Raw genomic sequence first — 21260 nt, forward strand, 5'->3', positions numbered from 1 at the left:
TAATTAATCGGATTTAAAACTTTGTTGTCAGATGTTTAAAACCGAGCATATTCTGCTCAATTTTCACCATATTTGATACTCAACTATTTCTTTTAATGTAACCTTGAAGCATATGTTTAAAGCTATAATCGTCTTACTCCTATTTCTATTTAGTAGCAATAGCTATAGTCAAATTAAACCCTATATACTTTATAATGCGAAAGGCAAGAAAGTTTCCCACAATAAAATGTTGCGACAATTAGCAAAGGCAGATATAGTTTTATTCGGAGAGTTACATGATAATCCTATTGCACATTGGCTGCAGTATAAAGTAACTGCCGAATTATACAACCGAAAATCCCTAACTCTAGGTGCAGAAATGTTTGAAGCAGACAACCAAATTCCACTTAACAGGTATTTAAACGAAGAAATCACCTTTAAAGAACTAGATACATTAGCCCGACTGTGGCCCAACTATAAAACCGATTATGCCCCATTGGTAGATTTTGCCAAGTCAAATAAAATTCCTTTTATCGCCACCAATATCCCTAGAAGATATGCCAACTTAGTTTATAAAAATGGGTTTTCTATTCTAGAGTCCCTTAGTGAAGAGGAAAAAAAATGGATAGCTCCTCTCCCCATTCCTTTTAATAGCGAATTACCAACCTACAAAAACATTCTATCCATGATGGGAGATCACGGAAGCCCTAAATTAGTCATGGCACAAGCTATAAAGGATGCAACAATGGCCTATTTCATTTTAAAAAATCATAAAAATAATCACCTATTCTTACATTTCAACGGGGCTTATCACTCCGATTTTTATGAAGGAATTCTTTGGTATCTTAAAAGAGAGAAGCCCAACCTTAACTACAAAACCATTACTACAGTTTCCCAAAAGAACTTAAAAAAACTGTTGTTGGAGAACCGTAACAAAGCCGACTTTATAATTTGTGTAGATAGGGATATGACTACTACCTATTAATATTCTATTATTAACACATATAGACGTTATCTTTAATTATAACCGCCTATTTATTAGTTTATAGGGAATATGGTTCCTACAATGAACTCATTGAACTATTCTGTAATCTATCATCAATAAAAAGACCTTAAAAAGAACTCTAATTATTATACCTATCATCCTATACTTATTAATTCTCCTATTCCGTATTTAAAAAAATACGTAACTTAGATGATCCTTCTAAAAGCAAAAAATAACATATGGAATTAGGTGCATTTTCGATAAGTTTAAGTGTCAAGGACATTGAGGCTTCAAAATTATTTTATGAAAACTTAGGCTTTACTGTCTTCGCAGGTGATTTGGAAAAAAATTATCTAATAATGAAAAACGGGAACTCTCTCATTGGATTATTCCAGGGGATGTTCGAAAACAATATATTAACCTTTAATCCTGGTTGGGATGAAAATGCCTCCAAATTAGATTCTTTTACAGATGTTAGGGAAATTGAAAAGGACCTAGAAAACAAAGGAATTTCATTAGTACAAAAGACAGATAAGAGTTCTAGCGGACCTGCAAGTATCGTTGTTGTTGACCCCGATGGAAATACCATTCTTATAGACCAACATGTGTAAATATCCATAAATTATAAAGTTTACCCAATTTTAGTTTTTGCCAAAGCCTATTTTAGTACTACAATCATAATAACCTAAACAATCAACCACAGACCAATGCGTAAAATAACCATATTACCCCTATTCCTATTATTAATACATTGGGGATGTAAGTCTCCTGTTGAATCTGATCCAAATATTCTGGTACAAGACGGATTTATTGTAGAGAAATTATATAGCCCCAGCGACAATGACCAAGGATCTTGGGTATCTATTACTAAAGATGATAAAGGGAGATTAATTGCCTCTGACCAATATGGAGCGCTCTACTATATAGAAGTTCCCAAGATTGGATCTAAAACCCCTATAAAGGTAGATTCCATTCCCATAAACATTGGCAACGCCCATGGATTATTATGGGCCTATGAGAGCTTGTATGTAATGACCAACTCGGACAAGCAGGAAGAAAGCGGATTGTATAAGGTTACCGACTCTAATGGGGATGGAGTTTTAGACCATATAGATTTTTTACAACAGTTTGTAGGTCGTGGCGAACATGGACCTCATGGTATTATACTCGGACCCGATGGTTACCTCTATATGGCCGGTGGCAACCACACCCTGCTGCCAAAAACATTTAGCTCTGTACAGAAACCTGTATGGGATGAAGATCAGCTATTTGATGCGATAAAAGACCCTAGAGGTCATGCCAATGACGTTTTAGCCCCAGGAGGATGGGTCGCAAGAACGGATAAAGATGGAAAAGATCTTACCGTTATTGCTACAGGATTTAGAAATGCCTATGATTTAGCCTTCAATAAAGACGGTGAGCTTTTTACTTTTGACTCCGATATGGAATGGGATATGGGCTCTCCTTGGTATAGACCCATTCGCGTATGCCATATCACTAACGGCTCCGAATTTGGCTGGCGTACAGGCTCTGGAAAATGGCCTGCATACTACCCAGATAATGTTCCCGGAATTTTAGATATAGGTCAAGGATCGCCCACAGGAGTAATTGCGGGGAATACGCTAAATTTTCCAGAACATTATCAGGACGGACTTTTTGTATTCGATTGGAGTTTTGGTACCATGTACTACGTTTCTTTAATTCCTGAGGGAGCTAGTTATAGGGCAGAAAAGGAAGAATTTCTGGCTGGCGCCTCCCTCCCTCTTACAGATGGAGTTGCTGGAGATGATGGTGCAATGTACTTTGTAACGGGTGGAAGACGATTAGAATCTGGTCTCTATCGCGTATACCATTCCGGAAATAATAAGAAAACCCAACAAACGGAGCCTATAATAACAGAAGAACAACAACTAAGAAGAGAATTAGAGTCCTACGCCATGGGATCACCAGCAGATATAGATCTTATTTGGTCTTCCCTTCTACACTCAGACCAACGTATAAGATATGCAGCAAGAGTGGCACTGGAATATATGGAACCGGAAATAATTGGAGCAAAACTGATTGCTGAAAATAACCCAGACGCCATACTACAAGCTGCCATAGCATCTGCCAGGATAGGTAATAAAGAATTACAGCAATTAACATTTGATAAACTAGGGGAAATAAACTTTCCTGACTTATCCGAAAATCAAAAAACTGATGTTATCCGAGCATACGATCTATTATTTATTCGTGGGGAATTCAACTCAGAAAAGAAAATTAAACTACTGGAAAAGTTAAGTCCCCACTACCCTAGTACAAGTAATCAAGTAAATAGAGAATTAGTTCAACTATTGGCTTATTTGGACGACCCAGAAGTGGTAGAGAAAACTATTGCTATGCTAGACGATATTACCAAAACCAATGAAAACTCCCCTGTGATTAATGAAGAAGTTACAGGAAGAAGCGAGCAATACGGTGGTACTATTGAAAGAATGAAAAGCAATACTCCACCTTCAGAACTTATCCATTATGCAAAAGCCCTTAGTTATGCTAGTAAGGGATGGAACGAGGAACTTAGGGAGAAATACTTCACCACGTTTGCAAAACTATTTGCAGCTAATGGAGGGGAAAGTTATACGGGATTCCTACTAAAAATAAGAGAACAGGCCCTAACTAATATGCCTAAAAGTGAACATGAAAATTTAATAGCCTTATCTGGAGAAGAATTATTACAAGTCAGTGGAACCGATTTAGCCAGCCTTCCCCACCCCAAAGGCCCTGGGAAAAACTATTCTGTTGATGAAATAATCTCCCTTTACAACAATGTGGCAGACCAAGGAAATATTGAAAATGGAGCTCAAATGTATAAGGCAGTGCTTTGTAATAGTTGTCATAGCCTTCAAGGCAGCGGTTCTAGCGTAGGTCCAGATCTTACCCAAATAACCAATAGGTTTTCTGCTAAAGATATTGCAGAGGCCATCGTTTACCCTAACAAGACCATATCTGACCAATACGAGGCAATAGAAATAACTATGAACAATGACAAGGAACATTGGGGCAGGTTAATCAACGAAACTAAGGACACCCTTACGATTAACGAAAACCCTTTAAACCCCAAACAATTATTAAAATTAAAGAAAAGCGATATTAAATCCAGGCAAGCCTCTAAAAGATCTCCTATGATGCCTGCTTTATTAAACCGATTAAACGAGCAAGAAATAATGGACCTCTTTGCATTCTTAAAATCCCAAGCCCGCCAATCCGAGTTACAATAAACTACCTCGGGGCAGGCCCGCTTAGGAGCATTTAAATCTCGATTATCGAGTATAAACAACACAAGGTGCCATTTGGCACCTTGTGTTGTTTATTAAATATTTCTGATTATCCCCGGATCCTTATTTTATTGAAGCGATAGTTTAATAAGGAGATTGATAACTTTAAACTCTTTACCTATAGAGTACTCATAAAGAATTGAGGCAGAATACCATAGCTATAAGAAATTATGAATTCATCGCAGAAATTATAAAATCCTTAAACTCTTTTGATATAGGAATCAGAGTTTCGTTGATTAAAATATCTCTAGAATTTATAGCATCAATATGATCTACATTTACAATATAGGATTTATGCGCTCTATAAAACTTCTGCTTTGGCAATTTTTCCAAATAGTCTTTAAGAGGTGACCGCACTAAAAACTTCTTATCTACCGTATTTACTTCTAGGTATACATTATCTGCCTTGATAAATTGGATATCACAAAATTGTATACGATAATATAACTGTTGTTTTTTAACAAAAATAGAATCTTTTAAGACAGTGTTAGAGATCACTTTATCATCCTCTTCCTCACTATGCGCATCCCCTTTCTTTGCTACACTAATAAAATTAGATAAGGCAATCTCAATAGATGTGTATAGATCCTGCTGCTCAAATGGTTTTACTAAATACCCATTTGGTTTAACGCTCTTGGCATTTTCCACTGTTGCCCTGTCCGAGTTAGATGTGACAAAAATGAATGGAATATCATAGTTTTCCCTGATGTGTTTACCGAGGTCTATTCCGGTTTTATCAGATGCTAAAATAATATCTATCAGTACTAAATCTACCTCTTGATTTTTTAACACCTCTATTGCTTGTTCATAAACTATAACATTGTCTACAATGACATAGCCTATTTCTTCCAACATAGATTGCATATCATCTGCAATAATTACGTTGTCTTCTACTATAAGAATTCGAATTGGTTGTTCCAAAATTTAAGTTTTTGTTGGTTGGTTTTTCGGTTTGTTAGTCTAAAACACTATAAATTAGTGAAACTAATATAAAATAGAAGTGCCACTAAAAAAGTACTGAGTGCTAATTTTTTTAATTCTGGATCGAGTAAAACAGTGTTTTTCACCCTCAGCATCTTTATCAAGTGTATAAATATAGGAATAAATGCTAATAAATGTAAGACATTCTTCCATTCTTCATAATGCAAAATAGTATAAATCAACATACAAACAAAACTTAATACTATTAATAGTGTATGGTATATCTTACCGTGGTACACCCCTATTTTCACTATTAGTGTATTTTTATTAGCAAGCTTATCTGATTCATAATCTCTAAGGTTGTTTAAGTTGAGTACACCAACACTTAATAGACCTATAGTAATGGCAGGAAATAAAGATGATAAGTAGATGGCTTTAGTATAAAGAAACATAGATCCCATTACCGCTATTAATCCGAAGAAGAGGAATACAAAAACATCACCATAACCTTTGTAACCATAGGCAGAATCTCCTACTGTATACCTAATGGCGGCCCAGATACCAAATCCTCCAAGGAATCCGAAGACCAATATGTATTTTAAATTTTCAGTTCCAAAAGAGAAGTAAAGCAAAGCAAGAACTAGGGCTATACAAATAAAAATAGTGATAATTATTCCATGCTTTAATTGGGCTCTACTGAGAAGGCCACTTTGAAGCACACGTTTAGGACCTACTCTATTTTCGTTATCTGTACCCTTAACGCCATCTCCATAATCATTAGCAAAATTGGAAATGACTTGTAAACCTACTGTTGTAAGAATGGCAAATATAAATATAAGCCAATCAAAGCTACCATACATAGTTCCTAGGGCAGTACCCACAATAATTCCTGATAAGGATAGCGGAAGGGTTCTTAACCGTGCCGCATTGAGCCAAGCTTTTGTTTTCAACAAATTAGTAAGGGTCTTCTATTTCTATTCGTTTTCCATCTCTATAAGATGCAACAAAAGCATCTTTAAATCCCATTTTCACCAATTGATACCTAAAAGAACGTGCTTCTTCTAGCGTTTCAAAATTCCCTAAGGAATAAGAATAAAACGGATTTGTTTTTGCAAATATGGTGTTTCCTAGAGATTCAGAGGCGAGAGTAAGGTTATTATCTATAAAAGATTTTACCTGAACCGAATATATTTTTTCTTTTTCGAGAAACTTTTTAGCCAAATAAAATTCCTTTACCAGGCTTAACTCTTCATTTTTCTCTTTTAGATTATCTATTCGTGCTTTAATCACTTCTAAGCTATCTATAGAAACTAACAGATTGTTTCTGCTCTCCATATTAGTAGACCTTACAAAACCAGCGTTGTAAGAAAATACGGCTAAGGTAAATATTAAAAAAAATACAGTAATGCTACCAAATATATTTCTTTGGATCTTGCTACGCCTTAACTCCTTATTCTTATATTTTATTTGATCCAATAAACGCTCATTAATTAATTGAGCCTTATCAATATCTTTATGCAATTCTAACAAATCGCTTTCTTCAATGAACGGCATAGAAGTAATATTTTAGGGGGTGAATACTTAAATATAACTCAAAACAGCGAAAACTTTATTATTTTCTCCAATTCTGATGTAAATTTAAAAGAATTTGCGATTAAATGATAAATATCGGAGAATAATTTTAAAGTCAATCGAAGCTATACAACTTATAATCAACACTTTATTAATAACTCCCTTTTATTTACCTACTGCCAATTGAACATATATTTTTATTGCTCAATAAAACGGCAACAACTAAATTTTAGCATTTTAAAAAACTGAAGATTACCTAAAGGGTTTATATAAAAACAAATAAGTTACTCTTAACTCGGAATCAGTTTTCTAGACTTAATACTTATATCATTCGTATACCGTCTGTACTAATTTCTATTTTACGTTCCTTATATAGCGCCCCAATTCCTTTCTTAAAGGTTTTTTTACTCATTTGAAGTATCCTTCTTATTTCCTCTGGGTCAGATTTATCATGAAGCTCAAGATACCCCCCATAGGCTTGTAATTTTTCGTAAATAAGATTAGCTGCAGGCTCTAAACTTTTATATCCTATAGGTTGTAGAGATACATCTATCTTATTATCGGGCCTAATGAACTTGATATATCCAACGAGCTGATCTCCTACAGCTATAGTCTTAAATACTTCATTGGCATAAACTAATCCTTTGTGACTTTCGTTTATAATAACTTCCCAACCCAAGTCCGTGAACCGGGTAACAGTTAAATTAACTTTATCCTCTTCTTTTACGGTAAGGGTATCGTTAGATAAGAATTTATCGAGTTTATTAGAGGCAACCAATCTATTGGTTTTTTCATCTAAATAGCAGTATACCACATACCATTGGTCTTGTCTCATCTTGCTACGCTGCTCGCGAAAAGGAACCAACAAGTGTTTCTCTAACCCCCAATCCATAAAAGCACCGTACTCATTAACCTCAGCAACTTGAAGCAACCTAAATTGATTAACCATTATATAGGGTTCCAAGGTAGTGGCTACAATACGCTCCTCGTGGTCTAGATAACAAAACACCTCCAAGAACTCCCCAATCTCATATTCCTCTGGTACATACTTATTAGGTAATAATACGTCATTCCCTTCTTCATCTCCTAAAAAAAGACCTACTGTTGTGTCTCTTAATATTTCTAATTTACTATATTTTCCAAGTGCTATCATGCTGCAAAAATACACTATAAAAGAGTTCTAATAAAAAAAAGCCGCTCTTTTTAAAGAGCGGCTTAAATATTAAAATATTGTTGCTTACTTATTGTAAATTGATTCTTTATTAAAGTGCTTAGCCAGCATATAATATATTACTGCCCTGTACTTGTTTCTTTCAGATTTACCGTACTTCTCGATAACGGAGTTAATAGCTTCCATTAACTTAGGACCATCTTCTAACCCTAGCTTTTTAATTAAGAAGTTGTTCTTTACAGTCGCCAGTTCTTTATCATCCGATCCAGAAACTCTTGATGCATCAGCATTATAGATTGAAGGCCCACAACCGATGGTAACCTTAGTCAATAAATCCATATTAGGTGCCTCTCCAAACTTATCCTTTATGTCTGCGGCATACTTTTCAATCAATTCGTCTCTTTTACTCATAATTCTAGTTAATGATTTGTAAATTAATTCTAGCCCTAATATATGAAATCAAAATAACCTAGCAAAATTTCATCATTCAATAATCTAGGGGTTTTTATTTCCATTATTTTAGGTCGATGAGACTTTGCATAAAACTGATCTAATTCTGATTCTAATGACGTTTCATCCGCCACAGAAATAAAGTCGAAATTATAGGTCTTGGCAATTTGAGAAAGATCTATCTGATGAGTTGTTTCAAAAAAGGTTTCAAAATTATCGGACTTCTCTTTCCCTGGTAAGATCCTAAAAATACCACCTCCACTATTATTAATAACTATAATTCTGAAGTCTGGACGTATATATTTTATCCACAACGCATTACTATCGTATAAAAAACTAAGATCTCCAGATATTAATAGGGTTGGCGCTTCTGCATATAAGGCTGCACCAATAGCGGTAGAAGTACTGCCATCTATTCCACTTGTTCCACGGTTGCAAAAAACAGATACGGAAGAATCCAAATCAAACAATTGTGCATAACGTATTGCAGAACTGTTACCCAATTGCAATTGATAATTATTTGGCACACTACCCATAAGATGATTAAAAGCCAACATATCACTAAAAGGTATTTCCTTCATATACTGCTCCCTCCTATTAATATAGTGCTCTTTAGCCTTGGACCAATATTGCTGATAAGCACTTTTAGATACCAAACTCTTATTCAACAACTTACCAAAGAAAGTATTGGGATCGGTTTTAAAATGATGGGTAAGGCTAAAAAAGGTATTTGGAGCCTTTTGCACATCAATATGCCAATGGTAGGTAGGACTATATTCCCTTAAGTATGCCTTAATTTTTTTGGAGACAATTAGCCCGCCAAAAGTTAGTACTACCTCCGGTTGCAATTCCTTAAACAATTCCTCTTTTTTAGGAGATTTTTCTATTGGCGCTATAATACTATCTATACTTGGAAAAAAATTAGGGTGATGCAAATTGGAGGTGCATTCTGTTAATACAATAACCGAAGGATCCATAGCTAATAATTCCAAATACTTTTGATCTACAGTGTTTGGAGAATTAACCCCTACCAATACTATTTTCCGTTTGGCCCTATTCCAAACCTCTATACACGCATGAAGATATTCTGAATCTAACTCCCTGCTTTCCTCATTTTTAAAATTAACTTTCGGAGTTAAGGTCGGCTCGGTGGCAACCTCATATAACGGTTCCTCGAACGGAACATTAATATGAATTGGACTATTTTGATTACACACCAAATTTAAAGCCTTGTCTAAAACGGTATCGTTAAACTCTTGCACTGCAAGCTGCGCCTCATCAATATTTCTCCCACTAAGATTAGGTGCATCATATTTTAATACCTTCTCAGTAGCATGGGAAACGTCTAACTTTAAATTTGCACTAAAAGCAATATGATTCTTAAAAACATCTTCTTGCCTTATGGTCTGTCCATCACCAATATCTACCTTATATGGTGGTCTATCAGCAGATATAACCACCAAGGGGATATCACTGTAAAACGCCTCTGAAATAGCGGGATAGTAATTTAACAATGCACTCCCAGAGGTGCACAAGACAACAGTTGGCTCTTTAAGCTGCTGGGCTATACCCATAGCAAAAAATGCAGCACACCTTTCGTCTACAATACTAAAACAGTTAAAATAAGGGTCTTCAGTGAAACCAATTGTCAACGGGGCATTTCTGGATCCCGGAGAGATAATAATATTTTTTATACCTCTTGCTTTGCAATGGTATACCACAGTCTGGGAAGAGGGAATAATAGAGTATTTCATTTGCACAAAAGTACAATCTCCGTCTTATTTAAACCAATCCTACTTCCTAATAATTTAACTGCTGATAATATTCAACATGGTTCTACTTTTATCACAGGTTTCTTTCCATTCCATTTCCGGATCAGACTCACGCGTAATTCCCCCACCAACGTAAATAGTTAACTGGTTTTCCTGCATTTTCATGCACCTTAGATTCACAAACAAGACGGTCTTTTTCTTGATAGTTCTATACGCTCTATGCTCTTGATTCCTTCGTTTTTCAGGTCTACTAACCTCCTCTCTAAGGTTTAACTCTCCCAAGAATCCAGTATAAAACTCACGATGATGTTTCTCGTTCTTCAAGATAAAATCCTTTGCCTTTAATTTGGGAAGCCCACATACAGCAGGAGTAGGATGCAAGGAATCTATTATCTCACCAATTCCCGTGTCTGACCTTACTACACCAGAAATAGCGGTCTTTAAATGCCAAAGTTCCCCAGCGCGTGTACTTATAGTTTCTGACACATTAGAAGAGGTAACCTTCCCCTCTAAAGAGTCTGTTATAAATTGGGTAACCATGTGTTGCTCATCTAACTCTTTATTGCCCCAAATAGGTTCTGCTTCCCCATTATATTTCTTAGTACCTGCTAGTGACATGGTGCTTAACCTTCTATTTTCCATTTCCAACAATAATTCTGGTGTAGCCCCCAGCCACATCCCTACCTTGGGATGATACCAGATATAGCAGAATGCGGTTGAATAATGAGACAAAATATTTTGAAATAGCTGAATTGGTTTTTGAGACGATTTCACTTTCACTTCTCTAGAAAAAACTACTTTTTCTAAATTCCCTAATTTTATTTCGTCTATTCCCTTTTGTACTAACTCTAGATGAAAGGCCCTATCCGCTTCCTTTTCTTCTACATCCATCAGCGGACCAAAATTTTCTACTGCCCCTTCTAACTTGAGGGTTTCGGAAAAGGAAATGTCATTTCTTAATAAAATAGCTTTCTCCTTAGAATTAAAAGGTGCAAAGACAAATCCGCTTTCTTCGTAATCTACCACGGTATGCAGTTCCGCATTATTTTGCAAGATTAAATTTACTTTCTCCTCATTGGGCTTTCTATAAGCTACAAAAGGCAACTGAACTTTAATTTGCTGAGCTATACGTTCCAAAAAATCCATTCCCTTATTATGCTTTTGGTAATGCTATGGTTGTTAATTTACAAATGGAAACTAAGTTATTATCCTTATCGGTAACCTTAATATCCCAGACTTGAGTGGTACGGCCTTTATGTACCATAGTAGCCTTAGCAAAGACCTCCCCTTCTCTTACACTTTTAACATGATTAGCAGAAATTTCTAATCCCCGTATGGCATATTTTTTGGCATCTAAAAAAATAAAAGAAGCGGCACTCCCCACACTTTCTGCCAATGCCACCGTAGCACCACCATGCAAAACTCCATCTGGTTGATGAACTTTTGGTGTAACTGGCATTTTAGCCACCAAATAATTCTCTCCCACATCTATATATTCCATCCCCAAGGTTTCCATCAAGGTTCCTTTACTGGTTTCATTACAAATACGTAGTATTTTCTCCTTATAATCTTCCATGAATAGATTTTTTGTAAAATTAAGCAATAGAAAATCAATAAATAACTTACTTTATACCCTATTTAACTCTTATGAACCAACAAGAAAAACAAGTCACATACACCAGCACCAATACCTATCTCAGTTTAAATACTTTAGATGAAAACACTAAAAACGTTTGGATTGTATTACATGGGATAGGGTTTCTTAGCAAATATTTTATTCAGTATTTTAAAGGACTCCCAAAAAAGGAAAATTATATCATTGCTCCCCAAGCCCCCTCCAAATACTACCTAGGTTCTAATTATAAACATGTGGGTGCTAGCTGGCTTACCAAGGAAAATACGACTGAAGAAATAGAAAATGTAATCCGATATTTAGATGAAGTGCTACTAAACGAGAATATTCCTGCTGATTGTCGTCTTATTGTTTTGGGGTTTTCTCAAGGTGTTTCCATTGCAACAAGATGGGTTGCTAAAAGTAAGATTCCTTGCAATGAACTTGTATTATATGCCGGGTCAATTCCCGCAGAACTTAAGTGGACCGACTTTAAATTCTTAGCTCCAATAAAAACAGAAATAAAAATTGTTTATGGGGAGCAAGACGAGCTCCTTACCCCAGAGCGATTGGAAAAAGAACGCCCTAAAATAGACGCTCTCTTTCAAGGAAGGGTTAAATATATTCCTTTTGAAGGAAGACATGAAGTGAAACAGAGCATAATAAATAACTTAGCTCCCAATTAACACAACATTTTTTCCTAGATAAACAAAGCTAAATTTGATGATAAAGAATTGTTAACCAACCCATATACCTTTCCGTTTTTTCGTAACTTTAAAAGCTTGTTTATTCAAAAAATCAGGTGATTTCCTATCTGAGTTCTCCCCTAGTTATTTTACCCATCTTTTCTTACTACTCAGAAAAGAAAATCAACTAAAATCAATCAGATGGATGCAATAAGATCTACCGCTTATTTAAAAAAAATAAGGAACAATTCCCTCTTCTCTGATATTAATGACGAGTCCCTATTAGAATTACTTGCCATTGCAAATCCATGCGACTGGCCAGAAAGAACTTGTATTCTACAAACCGATCAAGAATTACGTAAATTTTACATCATCACAATTGGAGTAGTTAAGGCTTACGACTACGATTCTAAAAACGATAGAGAGTTGATACTTTCTTTACTAACCGAAAATGATGCGTTAAATGTTTGCTCCTTAATTAGTGAGGGAAGCACTAGCCTATATTATGAAACGCTAACTCCTACAGAAGTACTGTATATCCCATTAAATAAAATGCAGGAATGGACTTCTAAAAATCCACTTTTCTTTAAACAAATATTAGCCTATGTGTTAAAAAAGATGGAGCATTTGGAAGATATTGTATCAGACATCTGCCTTAAAGACACCTCAACACGCCTAGCTAAACTACTACTTCATTATACCAATAAGTCTACTAATAAGATTGAAACAATAGATGGGTTTACCCATAATCAATTGGCTGGATTAATTGGAACAACACGTGCTGTTTTAAATAGACACCTCCAGGAATTTAAGGAAGAGGGCATATTAGACATAAAAAGAAAACATTTAGAAATTATAGATTATCCTCTTCTTCATAAGAAAGCATCACCATTAAATATGTAATAGATTAACTAAACTATTTAGCTATGTTAATATTATTATAAAGCGGAGACATATGCTACTTAAGTAGCATTTTATGCCTGTCTAAAATGGTATTTTCAAGATATACAAATCATAAATTCATCAATCATGAAAAAATCAATTTTATTTATCGCATTTATGTGTTTTATTGCTATCGGGTTTTCTCAAACCGAAAAAGAAAATGAGAAGAATCATGACGAGCATAGTAATGCTTTTGAACTGGAAGGTGTTACTATACGACCCATGACGAACTTAGTTTACCACAATATGGTAAATAACGAATCTACACCAGAGTTTGTGCAGAATCTTCAAAATGAAGTAGCAAATTACAATGTTACCGAAGACCCTGATTTTGATGGGGATTACGATAACTTTAAGGTAATTTTTTCTCAGACCAATGGTAGAATTATTGCCACTTATGATGCTAATGGAAAAGTAATTTCGACAATTGAAAAGTTTAAAAACGTTACTCCTCCAAACTCAGTTCGGAATGAGATTTTTAAACAGTATCCAGATTGGATTATTCAAAAAGACATCTATAGAGTAACCTATTTTAAGGATAAAGGTGTTAAAAAAACCTATCAAGTTCAGGTTCATAATGGAAATAACAAGAAAAATCTAAGGATAGCCTATGCCGGTGAAATCCATTAGTATGACGCTAATCTAATATCAACATCCTGTGCTTTCTAATATGTACAGGATGTTTTATTTTATAAACTATGATTTTATGTAAAAACAAAACACCCAGTATTCACAAGAAACATGGTGTTCTCTTAATTAGGCCCTCTATTTATTACATCTTACTTTCTTGAGGTTCCTCCTTTGGGTAATATTGTATTCTCCTACTGGTATAGGTATTATCCGGAGTTACAATTTGTCTAATCCAATTTTTTATTTCACTCCCATCATATTGGTAATGATAGTTTTTTTCTGTTACAGACTTTCCCTTTTTAATTTTCTCGGCAATTAAATCACCTTCAAGGTTGTATTCGTAGTTTTTACTTTCAATAGGTTCAAAGGTATTTTTTGACTTATTAAAAGTAAACTGTACCTCAGAAAGCACTTTCCCCGTATCAGTGAATATTTGCTCATACGCCTTATAAGGCATTCCTTCTAAGTAATCCTTAATCAGCACATTTTTCTTATTCTCCCCCTCCATTACAGAAGTTCGGATAGATTTTAAAATTACATCATCTAAATAATGCGTTTCAGTATACTCGCCATTGTTTTTCTCGTAAATTATAGCTGTCTCATCTATCCCTTTATCGTTTATTCTTTTAATAGAAACTAGCTTCCCCTCTACATCATATTCATACTCATACTGATCTAAAAACTCCTTATTATAGGAAATAATCTTTTCAGTTACTATTTTACCTTGCGTTGTATCTACTTCGTACAAGTTAGCTATTGAGGTGTTTCTTACAAATTTTCCATCCCTATAATTCTCCAATCGCTTTTCTAACAGTAAGGTGTCCTTTATTTTGTAAAGCGTAATATCATAATCTTCGTCATTGTAACGCGTAATAGCTTTGGTAAGAATTCCCTCTCTGTTAAACTGGTATTCCTCCTTCCCATAATTAGTTATTACCATACAAGATTTAACTGCACCATTTAGATTAAAATCCTGAACCCTAAACACTTTAAGTTCTTGGCCTAGTACGGACATCGGGAGCAAAATGGTAAAAACATAAAAAAGACTAAAGACAAAAGATGTTGCGTATTTTCTTACCATGCTACAAAATTAACGATATAAAACTATTAAAAAAATAAAAATAAACATCACCACTTTTACTTCATGCTTCAAAGAAAACCTCGTATAAACATAATAAACTCAATGGATTATAACATCCTTAATTTAGAGTTTTACATATAGCCATTTAGGGTTTAGAAAAATTGTTATTAACTAGTTTACCTCAATAAAACATTACATTAAAAAGTCATTTTGGAACATAAACGTCAAAATTGCGCAACTTACCGTATATTTGTTATTACAATAACCCTAAATCCAACCTTAGATAATGCTTTTTATTCCCACTATGTTCCTCGAGAAAAACGTACGAGAATACAAAGCTCAATCTCATTAATATAAAATTAATGCAGAAATCTGAGGTGTTTTATGAACCTAAGCTATATGAAAAGCAGTAAATTAAAATGTATCCTTATTGAGGATTCTGCAATGCAGAGACGTACCATTTCTAAGCTGATAAAAGACAACCCTTCGCTACTCTTTTTGGATGAATTTAAAAATGGACTAGAAGCTAAAGAGTTTTTAACCGATAATGAGGTGGATTTAATTTTTTTAGATATTGAAATGCCTCTAGTAAGCGGCTTTGATCTTCTAGAATCTTTAAACGTTATTCCACAAATAATTGTGATATCCGCCAGTGCCGATCATGCGATGAAAGCGTTTGACTACAATGTGGCAGATTATTTAAAAAAGCCTGTAGACAAAAAAAGATTTGACAACGCTGTAAAAAAAGCGATAACTAATCATAAATTGGAAAACACTGAAGAGGTAGAACAGGACTATATTTATATTAATCACCAATTAAAAAACACCAAACTAATCTTAAATGATATTTTATGGGTTGAGGCGTATGGGGATTACATAAAAATAATATCTAAAGAGAAAAACATGCTGATCCTCTCCACTATGAAGGGATTTAACAACCAATTACCTTCAGATAAATTTATGCGAATACATAAATCCTTTATCGTTAATCTAGATAAAATAGAAAAATTTAATGGATCCAGTGTAGAGATAAATGGCAAAGTAATTCCTCTAAGTAGACATAAAAAAGAATTGCTACAAAATGCTTTAGTCGTTGTAGAGTAATCTATCAACAGGCTTACGCTTATATTTTTCGCAATCTCTTTTATAAAATTATAATGCAGTATCAACACTTATTTTAGAGTAGGTAAGATTAAAACGTGATTTCAGTCAACCATATATAATTGTTATCAATTTAAAGCCTAGCGATTTCATTTAATAAGTATGACTTACATTTTATATAAAGGATGACAAAGGTCAGGTATTTATTTTCGAATTATTTTTATCTTTAACCCTAAATGGGCAAATTATTTTCCATAGCGCTGTCGTTATTGCTTTTTATCCAAAGTCTACACATGGATATGGTAAACGTTGCGCAGTTAAATGAATTCTTTTCCCACGCCCAATTCCACAAGCAAAAATACGGAGATAATCTAATCGATTTTGTATCCAAGCATTATGGAGCACAAAAGGAGGAACATCATAGGGAACACCAAGAAGAACATAAAAATCATGAACAACTTCCCTTAACTCATCAATCCTGTTTACATTCTGCTACAGCCTTTGTAATAAACGAGGCTCCTGCATTATTGTTAAAAACGCCTCCTGCAGTAGATACCATTTCTGGTTTCTATTATCAAGAATTTCACGAACAATTATCGCATACCGATATTTTTCAACCTCCTAAGTACGCATAATTCATTTTAGGTCCAGTTTATTATAATCGAGCTATTCTCCTATAGCTTGAAAACCATTTATATATGAATTATGCTATCCAATATTATTCAATTCAGTTTAAAGAATAAATTAATTGTTCTTTTACTCACCTTATTTATTATCGGTTTTGGTCTCTATTCCATTACACAAATTCCCATTGGGGCTGTCCCCGATATTACCAATAATCAAGTACAGGTAATAACGACCTCAAAAAACTTGTCCACCCAAGATATGGAACAGTTTATTACCTACCCGGTGGAGTTAGAAATGGCAAATTTACCCGGAGTGAAGGAAATACGTTCCGTTTCTAAATTTGGTCTTTCCGTTGTTACTATCGTCTTTGAAGACAAAATGGGCACCTTTTTACCCCGTCAGCTGATCTCAGAAAAATTAATATCGGCCTCCGAAAAAATACCTGAAGGATTTGGAACTCCAGAGATGGGACCCATCACTACCGGTTTAGGAGAAATTTATCAGTATATCTTAGACACTAAACCAGGATATGAAGATAAATATTCCCTAATGGAACTAAGGACCATTCAAGATTGGGTGATAAAAAGACAGCTTTCTGGAATACCTGGGGTGGTAGAAGTAAATACCTGGGGTGGTCAATTAAAACAATATGAAGTAGCCATTAACACCAATAAGTTACACGCTATGAATATTTCCACGGCTGATATTTTCACAGCCTTGGAAAAAAATAATAGCGTATCTGGGGGTGGGTACATAGAGAAAGTAAACCAAGCTTACTTTATTAGAGGTGAAGGACTAATCTCTTCCCTAGATGATCTTAGAAATATTGTAGTTAAATCGACCAATTCCTCACCTATTTATATTAAGGATATTGCCGAAGTTAGTTATGGAAGCGCAACCCGCTTTGGAGCCATTACTGGGAATGGCGAAGGCGAAAAGGTGCTAGGTCAAATTATGATGCTAAAAGATGCCAATTCCAAAAAAGTAATCGATGCCGTTCATGAAAGAATTGAGCTGATTTCTGAATCCTTACCCGAAGGTGTTTATATAAACGGATTTTTAGATAGAAGCGAGCTTATAGGAAAAACGACCTATACCATTTCTGAGAACCTCATCTTAGGATGTTTAATAGTGATTTTTGTAGTGGTGCTATTATTAGGGAATTTACGCTCTGGTTTAGTTGTAGCCTCGGTAATCCCCCTTTGTTTACTATTTGCACTCTCCATGATGTACATTTTTAATGTAGATGCCAACCTAATGAGTTTGGGAGCTATAGATTTCGGAATAATAATAGACGGAGCTGTAATTATTGTAGAAACAATTGCGTTTCAAATGACCACAAAAAGACACGAGCTCGCCAATATTGCCATAGGTCAAAAACAAGCATTGAAAAATAAGATTACGTTTCAAGGTGCATCTAAAATGATGAATTCGGCCATATTTGGTCAGTTAATAATCCTTATTGTTTTTATACCCATTCTCTCTCTTAGCGGCGTAGAGGGTAAGATGTTTAAACCAATGGCACTAACGTTTAGCTTTGCTTTACTAGGAGCCATGCTGTTATGTTTTACGTATGTCCCAGTAGCCGCGTCTTTATGGATTAAGCCTGCAACCTCTTCTCCAAAGAATATTTCGGTGAGACTTATGGCTTTTTTTAATAAAATATACGATCCGGTTATTAAATGGGCGCTAATGCAGAAAAAAGTGGTATTGTCCATTTCAGCCCTGCTCCTAGCCGCGTCTATCTATCTATTCTCTACAATGGGGGGTGAATTTGTACCTACCCTAGATGAGGGAGATTTCGTAATACAGCCGGTATTGAAAACAGGAACCTCTTTAAGCAAAACAGTTGATATTACTACCAGAATAGAACAGATACTGTTAGATAATTTCCCCGAAGTAAAACAGGTAATCACTAGAATTGGTGCAGCGGAAGTACCTACAGACCCAATGTCTATGGAAGAAAGTGATGTAATTATCACCTTAAAGAATAAAAAAGAATGGGTTTCCGCAACCTCTAAAGATGAGTTGGCCGACAAGTTTAAAGAAGCACTGTCTGTAATTCCGGGAATGGAGGTAGAATTCACCCAGCCTATTGAAATGCGCTTTAATGAATTAATTACTGGGGTACGTGCAGATATTGCTATAAAAATATTTGGAGAGAACCTAGATATACTTCAGGCAAAGGGCAATGAGATTAAAAACTTGATTCAAAATGTGGATGGTGCAGCAGACATCATTGTAGAAAAAGTAGCCGGACTTCCACAAATGAATGTGAAATTTAATAGAGCTAAAATTGCCCGATATGGTCTTAACATAGCTGATCTAAATCAAATTATTTCCATGGGCTTTGCCGGGACCAACCTAGGTAGTGTTTTTGAGGGTGAAAAACGATTTGACCTCACCCTAAGGCTAGATGCAAAAAGTAGAAACGATATTTCTAATCTTAAAAACCTATATGTGGACACACCCACAGGTCAGAAAATCCCCCTTAGTGAGCTCGCAACTATTAGCTACACCCAAGGTGCTGCAAAAATTTCTAGGGACGATACCAAACGAAGGATTGTAGTAGGCGTTAATGTAAGGAATAGGGATTTACAATCTGTTGTAGACGATGTTCAACAACTTATAAACTCTAACATTAAATTGCCTGTGGGATACACCATTGACTATGGAGGACAGTTTAAAAACTTACAAAGTGCCAAAAACCGATTGTTAATTGCAGTTCCCGTGGCTTTGATTCTAATTTTTGTACTACTGTATTTCGCTTTTAAATCGGTGAAAGACGCCTTATTAATCTATTCAGCTATTCCATTATCTGCGGTTGGTGGAATAGTATTACTATGGATTAGGGATATGCCATTTAGTATTTCTGCGGGCGTTGGATTTATAGCACTTTTTGGAATTGCCGTTTTAAACGGAATTGTACTTATAGAACATTTTAAAGAGTTAAAACAACAGGGGATGACACATTCAGACCAACTTATTATACAAGGATCTAAAGACAGGTTGCGAGCGGTATTACTTACTGCCTCAGCAGCAGCACTTGGCTTCTTACCTATGGCTATTTCCACAAATGTAGGAGCAGAAGTTCAACGACCATTAGCAACGGTGGTAATAGGGGGACTCATTAGCGCCACCCTATTAACCCTGGTTGTGCTTCCCATTCTCTATTCTATTTTTCACAGAAAAGATAAGGGGGATTCAGATAAACCTAAATCCAATTACAACCTTCCTATCACTGTTCTGCTGCTACTAGCCACTTCTGGATTAGTAAACGCGCAGGAGCAGGGATTAAGTTATGAGGATATCCACAGTCTTGCACTTAAGAATAATGCCGGACTTAAAGCGGTGGATCTAAAGGTACAAGAATCTAAAGCTCTCATTGGAAGTGCCTTTAGTTTTGATAAAACAGAAGTGTACTATCAATACGATCAAAACAATATGGCCTTTAATAATAAGCCTTTAAAAGTATACGGTGTGCAGCAAGATTTTCTGTTCCCTACTGTATACTTTGCCGAAAAAGGAGTAAAAAAAGCCCAATTTGGGATGGAAAATAGTGCCTATGAGAGCTCATTACTCCTATTGCAACAAGAACTATCTTCTGCATATCACGAGCTTCAATATGCCAGGCAAAAAGAAAAGACTTATAGCGAGCTAAACGCTATTTATAAACAGTTTTCTCATGCCGCCCAAAGAAAATTTGAACTTGGAGAGAGCAATTACCTAGAGAAAATTACCGCTCAGGCTAAACAAAAAGAACTACAAACCCACTATAAAAAAGCAGTTGAAGATTCTAAAATAGCACTTTTAGAATTGTCCAAAATTGTACAGTCAGACTCCCTATTAAAAGTGAGGAGCATGCCTATGGAGAAGATAAAATTACAACAGGCGAAAATAGAAGATAATGTAGGGCTGCTTTTTTATGAAAACAGAAACAAACTTTTCCATGCCAAGAGCAATCTGGAGCAACAACATTTACTGCCCGATTTTAGCCTAAATTATTTTCAGGGAACCAATGAGAGTTTGGGAGAAAACCTCTACGGATTTCAGGTAGGACTAAAAATTCCATTATTCTTTAGTGGTAATGCCTCTAAAATAAAAGCTGCCAAAATAGCTAAGGATGTAGCCAGCAAAGAAATGGAAGATTACACCATACGCCTCAAGGCTAAATATGATGCTCTTATGAGCCAATTAAATAAATACAAGGAAGTCCTTTCATATTACGAAAACGAAGGTCAAGGGCTTGCGGATGAAATAATTAAAACGGCGACTCTGAGTTATCAAAGTGGAGAAATAGATTTTTTTCAATACATCCAAAGTATGGAAAATGGATATCAAATCACCCTAAGTTACCTAGAGCACCTTAATGCCTATAATCAGACCGTCATTGCCATTAATTATCTAAATTTATAAA

At 35.2% G+C, this 21260-nt stretch carries 18 protein-coding genes; 9 read left to right on the top strand and 9 right to left on the bottom strand.

Going from position 1 to position 21260, the window contains the following annotated elements:
* Positions 1-112: 112 nt before the first annotated feature.
* The 3 genes from H344_RS0104535 (at position 113) to H344_RS0104545 (ending at position 4221) form a co-directional block, all read left to right on the top strand.
* Positions 113-964: a ChaN family lipoprotein gene (locus tag H344_RS0104535; protein ID WP_026809214.1), complete on the top strand. Its 852-nt coding sequence runs from the start codon at positions 113-115 to the stop codon at positions 962-964.
* 239 nt (positions 965-1203) lie between these two features.
* A complete protein-coding gene (locus tag H344_RS0104540) occupies positions 1204-1575 on the top strand; it encodes a VOC family protein (RefSeq protein WP_026809215.1) in 372 nt (123 codons plus the stop codon).
* 96 nt (positions 1576-1671) lie between these two features.
* On the top strand, positions 1672-4221 hold the full coding sequence (locus H344_RS0104545) for a c-type cytochrome (RefSeq protein ID WP_034256148.1): 2550 nt from the start codon (positions 1672-1674) through the stop codon (positions 4219-4221).
* 225 nt (positions 4222-4446) lie between these two features.
* On the opposite strand, the gene H344_RS0104550 is transcribed toward H344_RS0104545, so the two are convergent.
* From H344_RS0104550 to H344_RS0104585, 8 genes are all read right to left on the bottom strand, one after another.
* The gene (locus H344_RS0104550; RefSeq protein ID WP_026809217.1) at positions 4447-5199 is read right to left on the bottom strand and encodes a LytR/AlgR family response regulator transcription factor; all 753 of its coding nucleotides are present in this window, start codon (positions 5197-5199) and stop codon (positions 4447-4449) included.
* Between the two features lie 47 nt (positions 5200-5246).
* The gene (gene menA / locus H344_RS0104555) at positions 5247-6152 is read right to left on the bottom strand and encodes a 1,4-dihydroxy-2-naphthoate octaprenyltransferase (protein ID WP_026809218.1); all 906 of its coding nucleotides are present in this window, start codon (positions 6150-6152) and stop codon (positions 5247-5249) included.
* Position 6153: 1 nt separating this feature from the next.
* On the bottom strand, positions 6154-6753 hold the full coding sequence (locus H344_RS0104560; RefSeq protein WP_026809219.1) for an SPOR domain-containing protein: 600 nt from the start codon (positions 6751-6753) through the stop codon (positions 6154-6156).
* 340 nt (positions 6754-7093) lie between these two features.
* Entirely contained in the window at positions 7094-7924 is an 831-nt protein-coding gene (locus H344_RS0104565) for a CvfB family protein (RefSeq protein ID WP_026809220.1), read from the bottom strand.
* An 84-nt stretch (positions 7925-8008) separates the two neighbouring features.
* Positions 8009-8353, bottom strand: coding sequence for a DUF2853 family protein (locus H344_RS0104570; RefSeq protein WP_026809221.1), 345 nt, complete (start codon positions 8351-8353; stop codon positions 8009-8011).
* Positions 8354-8388: 35 nt separating this feature from the next.
* Positions 8389-10146, bottom strand: coding sequence for a 2-succinyl-5-enolpyruvyl-6-hydroxy-3-cyclohexene-1-carboxylic-acid synthase (menD, locus tag H344_RS0104575; RefSeq protein ID WP_026809222.1), 1758 nt, complete (start codon positions 10144-10146; stop codon positions 8389-8391).
* Between the two features lie 54 nt (positions 10147-10200).
* On the bottom strand, positions 10201-11310 hold the full coding sequence (locus H344_RS0104580; protein ID WP_034256150.1) for a chorismate-binding protein: 1110 nt from the start codon (positions 11308-11310) through the stop codon (positions 10201-10203).
* 7 nt (positions 11311-11317) lie between these two features.
* On the bottom strand, positions 11318-11740 hold the full coding sequence (locus H344_RS0104585) for a PaaI family thioesterase (RefSeq protein WP_026809224.1): 423 nt from the start codon (positions 11738-11740) through the stop codon (positions 11318-11320).
* A 71-nt stretch (positions 11741-11811) separates the two neighbouring features.
* Here H344_RS0104585 and H344_RS0104590 point away from each other — a divergent pair, with 71 nt between their 5' ends.
* The 3 genes from H344_RS0104590 to H344_RS19710 all read left to right on the top strand — a co-directional run bounded on the left by H344_RS0104590 (position 11812) and on the right by H344_RS19710 (position 14034).
* Entirely contained in the window at positions 11812-12462 is a 651-nt protein-coding gene (locus H344_RS0104590; protein WP_026809225.1) for an alpha/beta hydrolase, read from the top strand.
* A 201-nt stretch (positions 12463-12663) separates the two neighbouring features.
* A complete protein-coding gene (locus H344_RS0104595; protein ID WP_026809226.1) occupies positions 12664-13365 on the top strand; it encodes a Crp/Fnr family transcriptional regulator in 702 nt (233 codons plus the stop codon).
* A gap of 126 nt (positions 13366-13491) precedes the next feature.
* Positions 13492-14034 (top strand): hypothetical protein, encoded by a 543-nt coding sequence (locus H344_RS19710; RefSeq protein ID WP_051254111.1) that lies wholly within the window; start codon positions 13492-13494, stop codon positions 14032-14034.
* 142 nt (positions 14035-14176) lie between these two features.
* On the opposite strand, the gene H344_RS0104605 is transcribed toward H344_RS19710, so the two are convergent.
* Positions 14177-15115, bottom strand: a complete 939-nt coding sequence (locus H344_RS0104605) for a hypothetical protein (RefSeq protein ID WP_026809227.1) — start codon at positions 15113-15115, stop codon at positions 14177-14179.
* Between the two features lie 399 nt (positions 15116-15514).
* Here H344_RS0104605 and H344_RS0104610 point away from each other — a divergent pair, with 399 nt between their 5' ends.
* The 3 genes from H344_RS0104610 to H344_RS0104620 all read left to right on the top strand — a co-directional run bounded on the left by H344_RS0104610 (position 15515) and on the right by H344_RS0104620 (position 21259).
* On the top strand, positions 15515-16219 hold the full coding sequence (locus H344_RS0104610; RefSeq protein ID WP_034256168.1) for a LytR/AlgR family response regulator transcription factor: 705 nt from the start codon (positions 15515-15517) through the stop codon (positions 16217-16219).
* 233 nt (positions 16220-16452) lie between these two features.
* Entirely contained in the window at positions 16453-16851 is a 399-nt protein-coding gene (locus H344_RS0104615; RefSeq protein ID WP_026809229.1) for a hypothetical protein, read from the top strand.
* Positions 16852-16921: 70 nt separating this feature from the next.
* The gene (locus tag H344_RS0104620) at positions 16922-21259 is read left to right on the top strand and encodes a CusA/CzcA family heavy metal efflux RND transporter (RefSeq protein WP_026809230.1); all 4338 of its coding nucleotides are present in this window, start codon (positions 16922-16924) and stop codon (positions 21257-21259) included.
* Position 21260: the final 1 nt, after the last annotated feature.

The sequence above is a fragment of the Arenibacter latericius DSM 15913 genome (assembly GCF_000424985.1).
Lineage (GTDB): Bacteria > Bacteroidota > Bacteroidia > Flavobacteriales > Flavobacteriaceae > Arenibacter > Arenibacter latericius.

What these genes read in the sequence shown, in the direction of transcription:
- H344_RS0104535 (WP_026809214.1), top strand. Translation starts at nt 113, where the DNA reads ATGTTTAAAGCTATAATCGTCTTACTCCTATTTCTATTTAGTAGCAAT.
- H344_RS0104540 (WP_026809215.1), top strand. Translation starts at nt 1,204, where the DNA reads ATGGAATTAGGTGCATTTTCGATAAGTTTAAGTGTCAAGGACATTGAG.
- H344_RS0104545 (WP_034256148.1), top strand. Translation starts at nt 1,672, where the DNA reads ATGCGTAAAATAACCATATTACCCCTATTCCTATTATTAATACATTGG.
- H344_RS0104560 (WP_026809219.1), bottom strand. Translation starts at nt 6,753, where the DNA reads ATGCCGTTCATTGAAGAAAGCGATTTGTTAGAATTGCATAAAGATATT.
- H344_RS0104565 (WP_026809220.1), bottom strand. Translation starts at nt 7,924, where the DNA reads ATGATAGCACTTGGAAAATATAGTAAATTAGAAATATTAAGAGACACA.
- H344_RS0104570 (WP_026809221.1), bottom strand. Translation starts at nt 8,353, where the DNA reads ATGAGTAAAAGAGACGAATTGATTGAAAAGTATGCCGCAGACATAAAG.
- menD (WP_026809222.1), bottom strand. Translation starts at nt 10,146, where the DNA reads ATGAAATACTCTATTATTCCCTCTTCCCAGACTGTGGTATACCATTGC.
- H344_RS0104580 (WP_034256150.1), bottom strand. Translation starts at nt 11,310, where the DNA reads ATGGATTTTTTGGAACGTATAGCTCAGCAAATTAAAGTTCAGTTGCCT.
- H344_RS0104585 (WP_026809224.1), bottom strand. Translation starts at nt 11,740, where the DNA reads ATGGAAGATTATAAGGAGAAAATACTACGTATTTGTAATGAAACCAGT.
- H344_RS0104590 (WP_026809225.1), top strand. Translation starts at nt 11,812, where the DNA reads ATGAACCAACAAGAAAAACAAGTCACATACACCAGCACCAATACCTAT.
- H344_RS0104595 (WP_026809226.1), top strand. Translation starts at nt 12,664, where the DNA reads ATGGATGCAATAAGATCTACCGCTTATTTAAAAAAAATAAGGAACAAT.
- H344_RS19710 (WP_051254111.1), top strand. Translation starts at nt 13,492, where the DNA reads ATGAAAAAATCAATTTTATTTATCGCATTTATGTGTTTTATTGCTATC.
- H344_RS0104605 (WP_026809227.1), bottom strand. Translation starts at nt 15,115, where the DNA reads ATGGTAAGAAAATACGCAACATCTTTTGTCTTTAGTCTTTTTTATGTT.
- H344_RS0104610 (WP_034256168.1), top strand. Translation starts at nt 15,515, where the DNA reads ATGAAAAGCAGTAAATTAAAATGTATCCTTATTGAGGATTCTGCAATG.
- H344_RS0104615 (WP_026809229.1), top strand. Translation starts at nt 16,453, where the DNA reads ATGGGCAAATTATTTTCCATAGCGCTGTCGTTATTGCTTTTTATCCAA.
- H344_RS0104620 (WP_026809230.1), top strand. Translation starts at nt 16,922, where the DNA reads ATGCTATCCAATATTATTCAATTCAGTTTAAAGAATAAATTAATTGTT.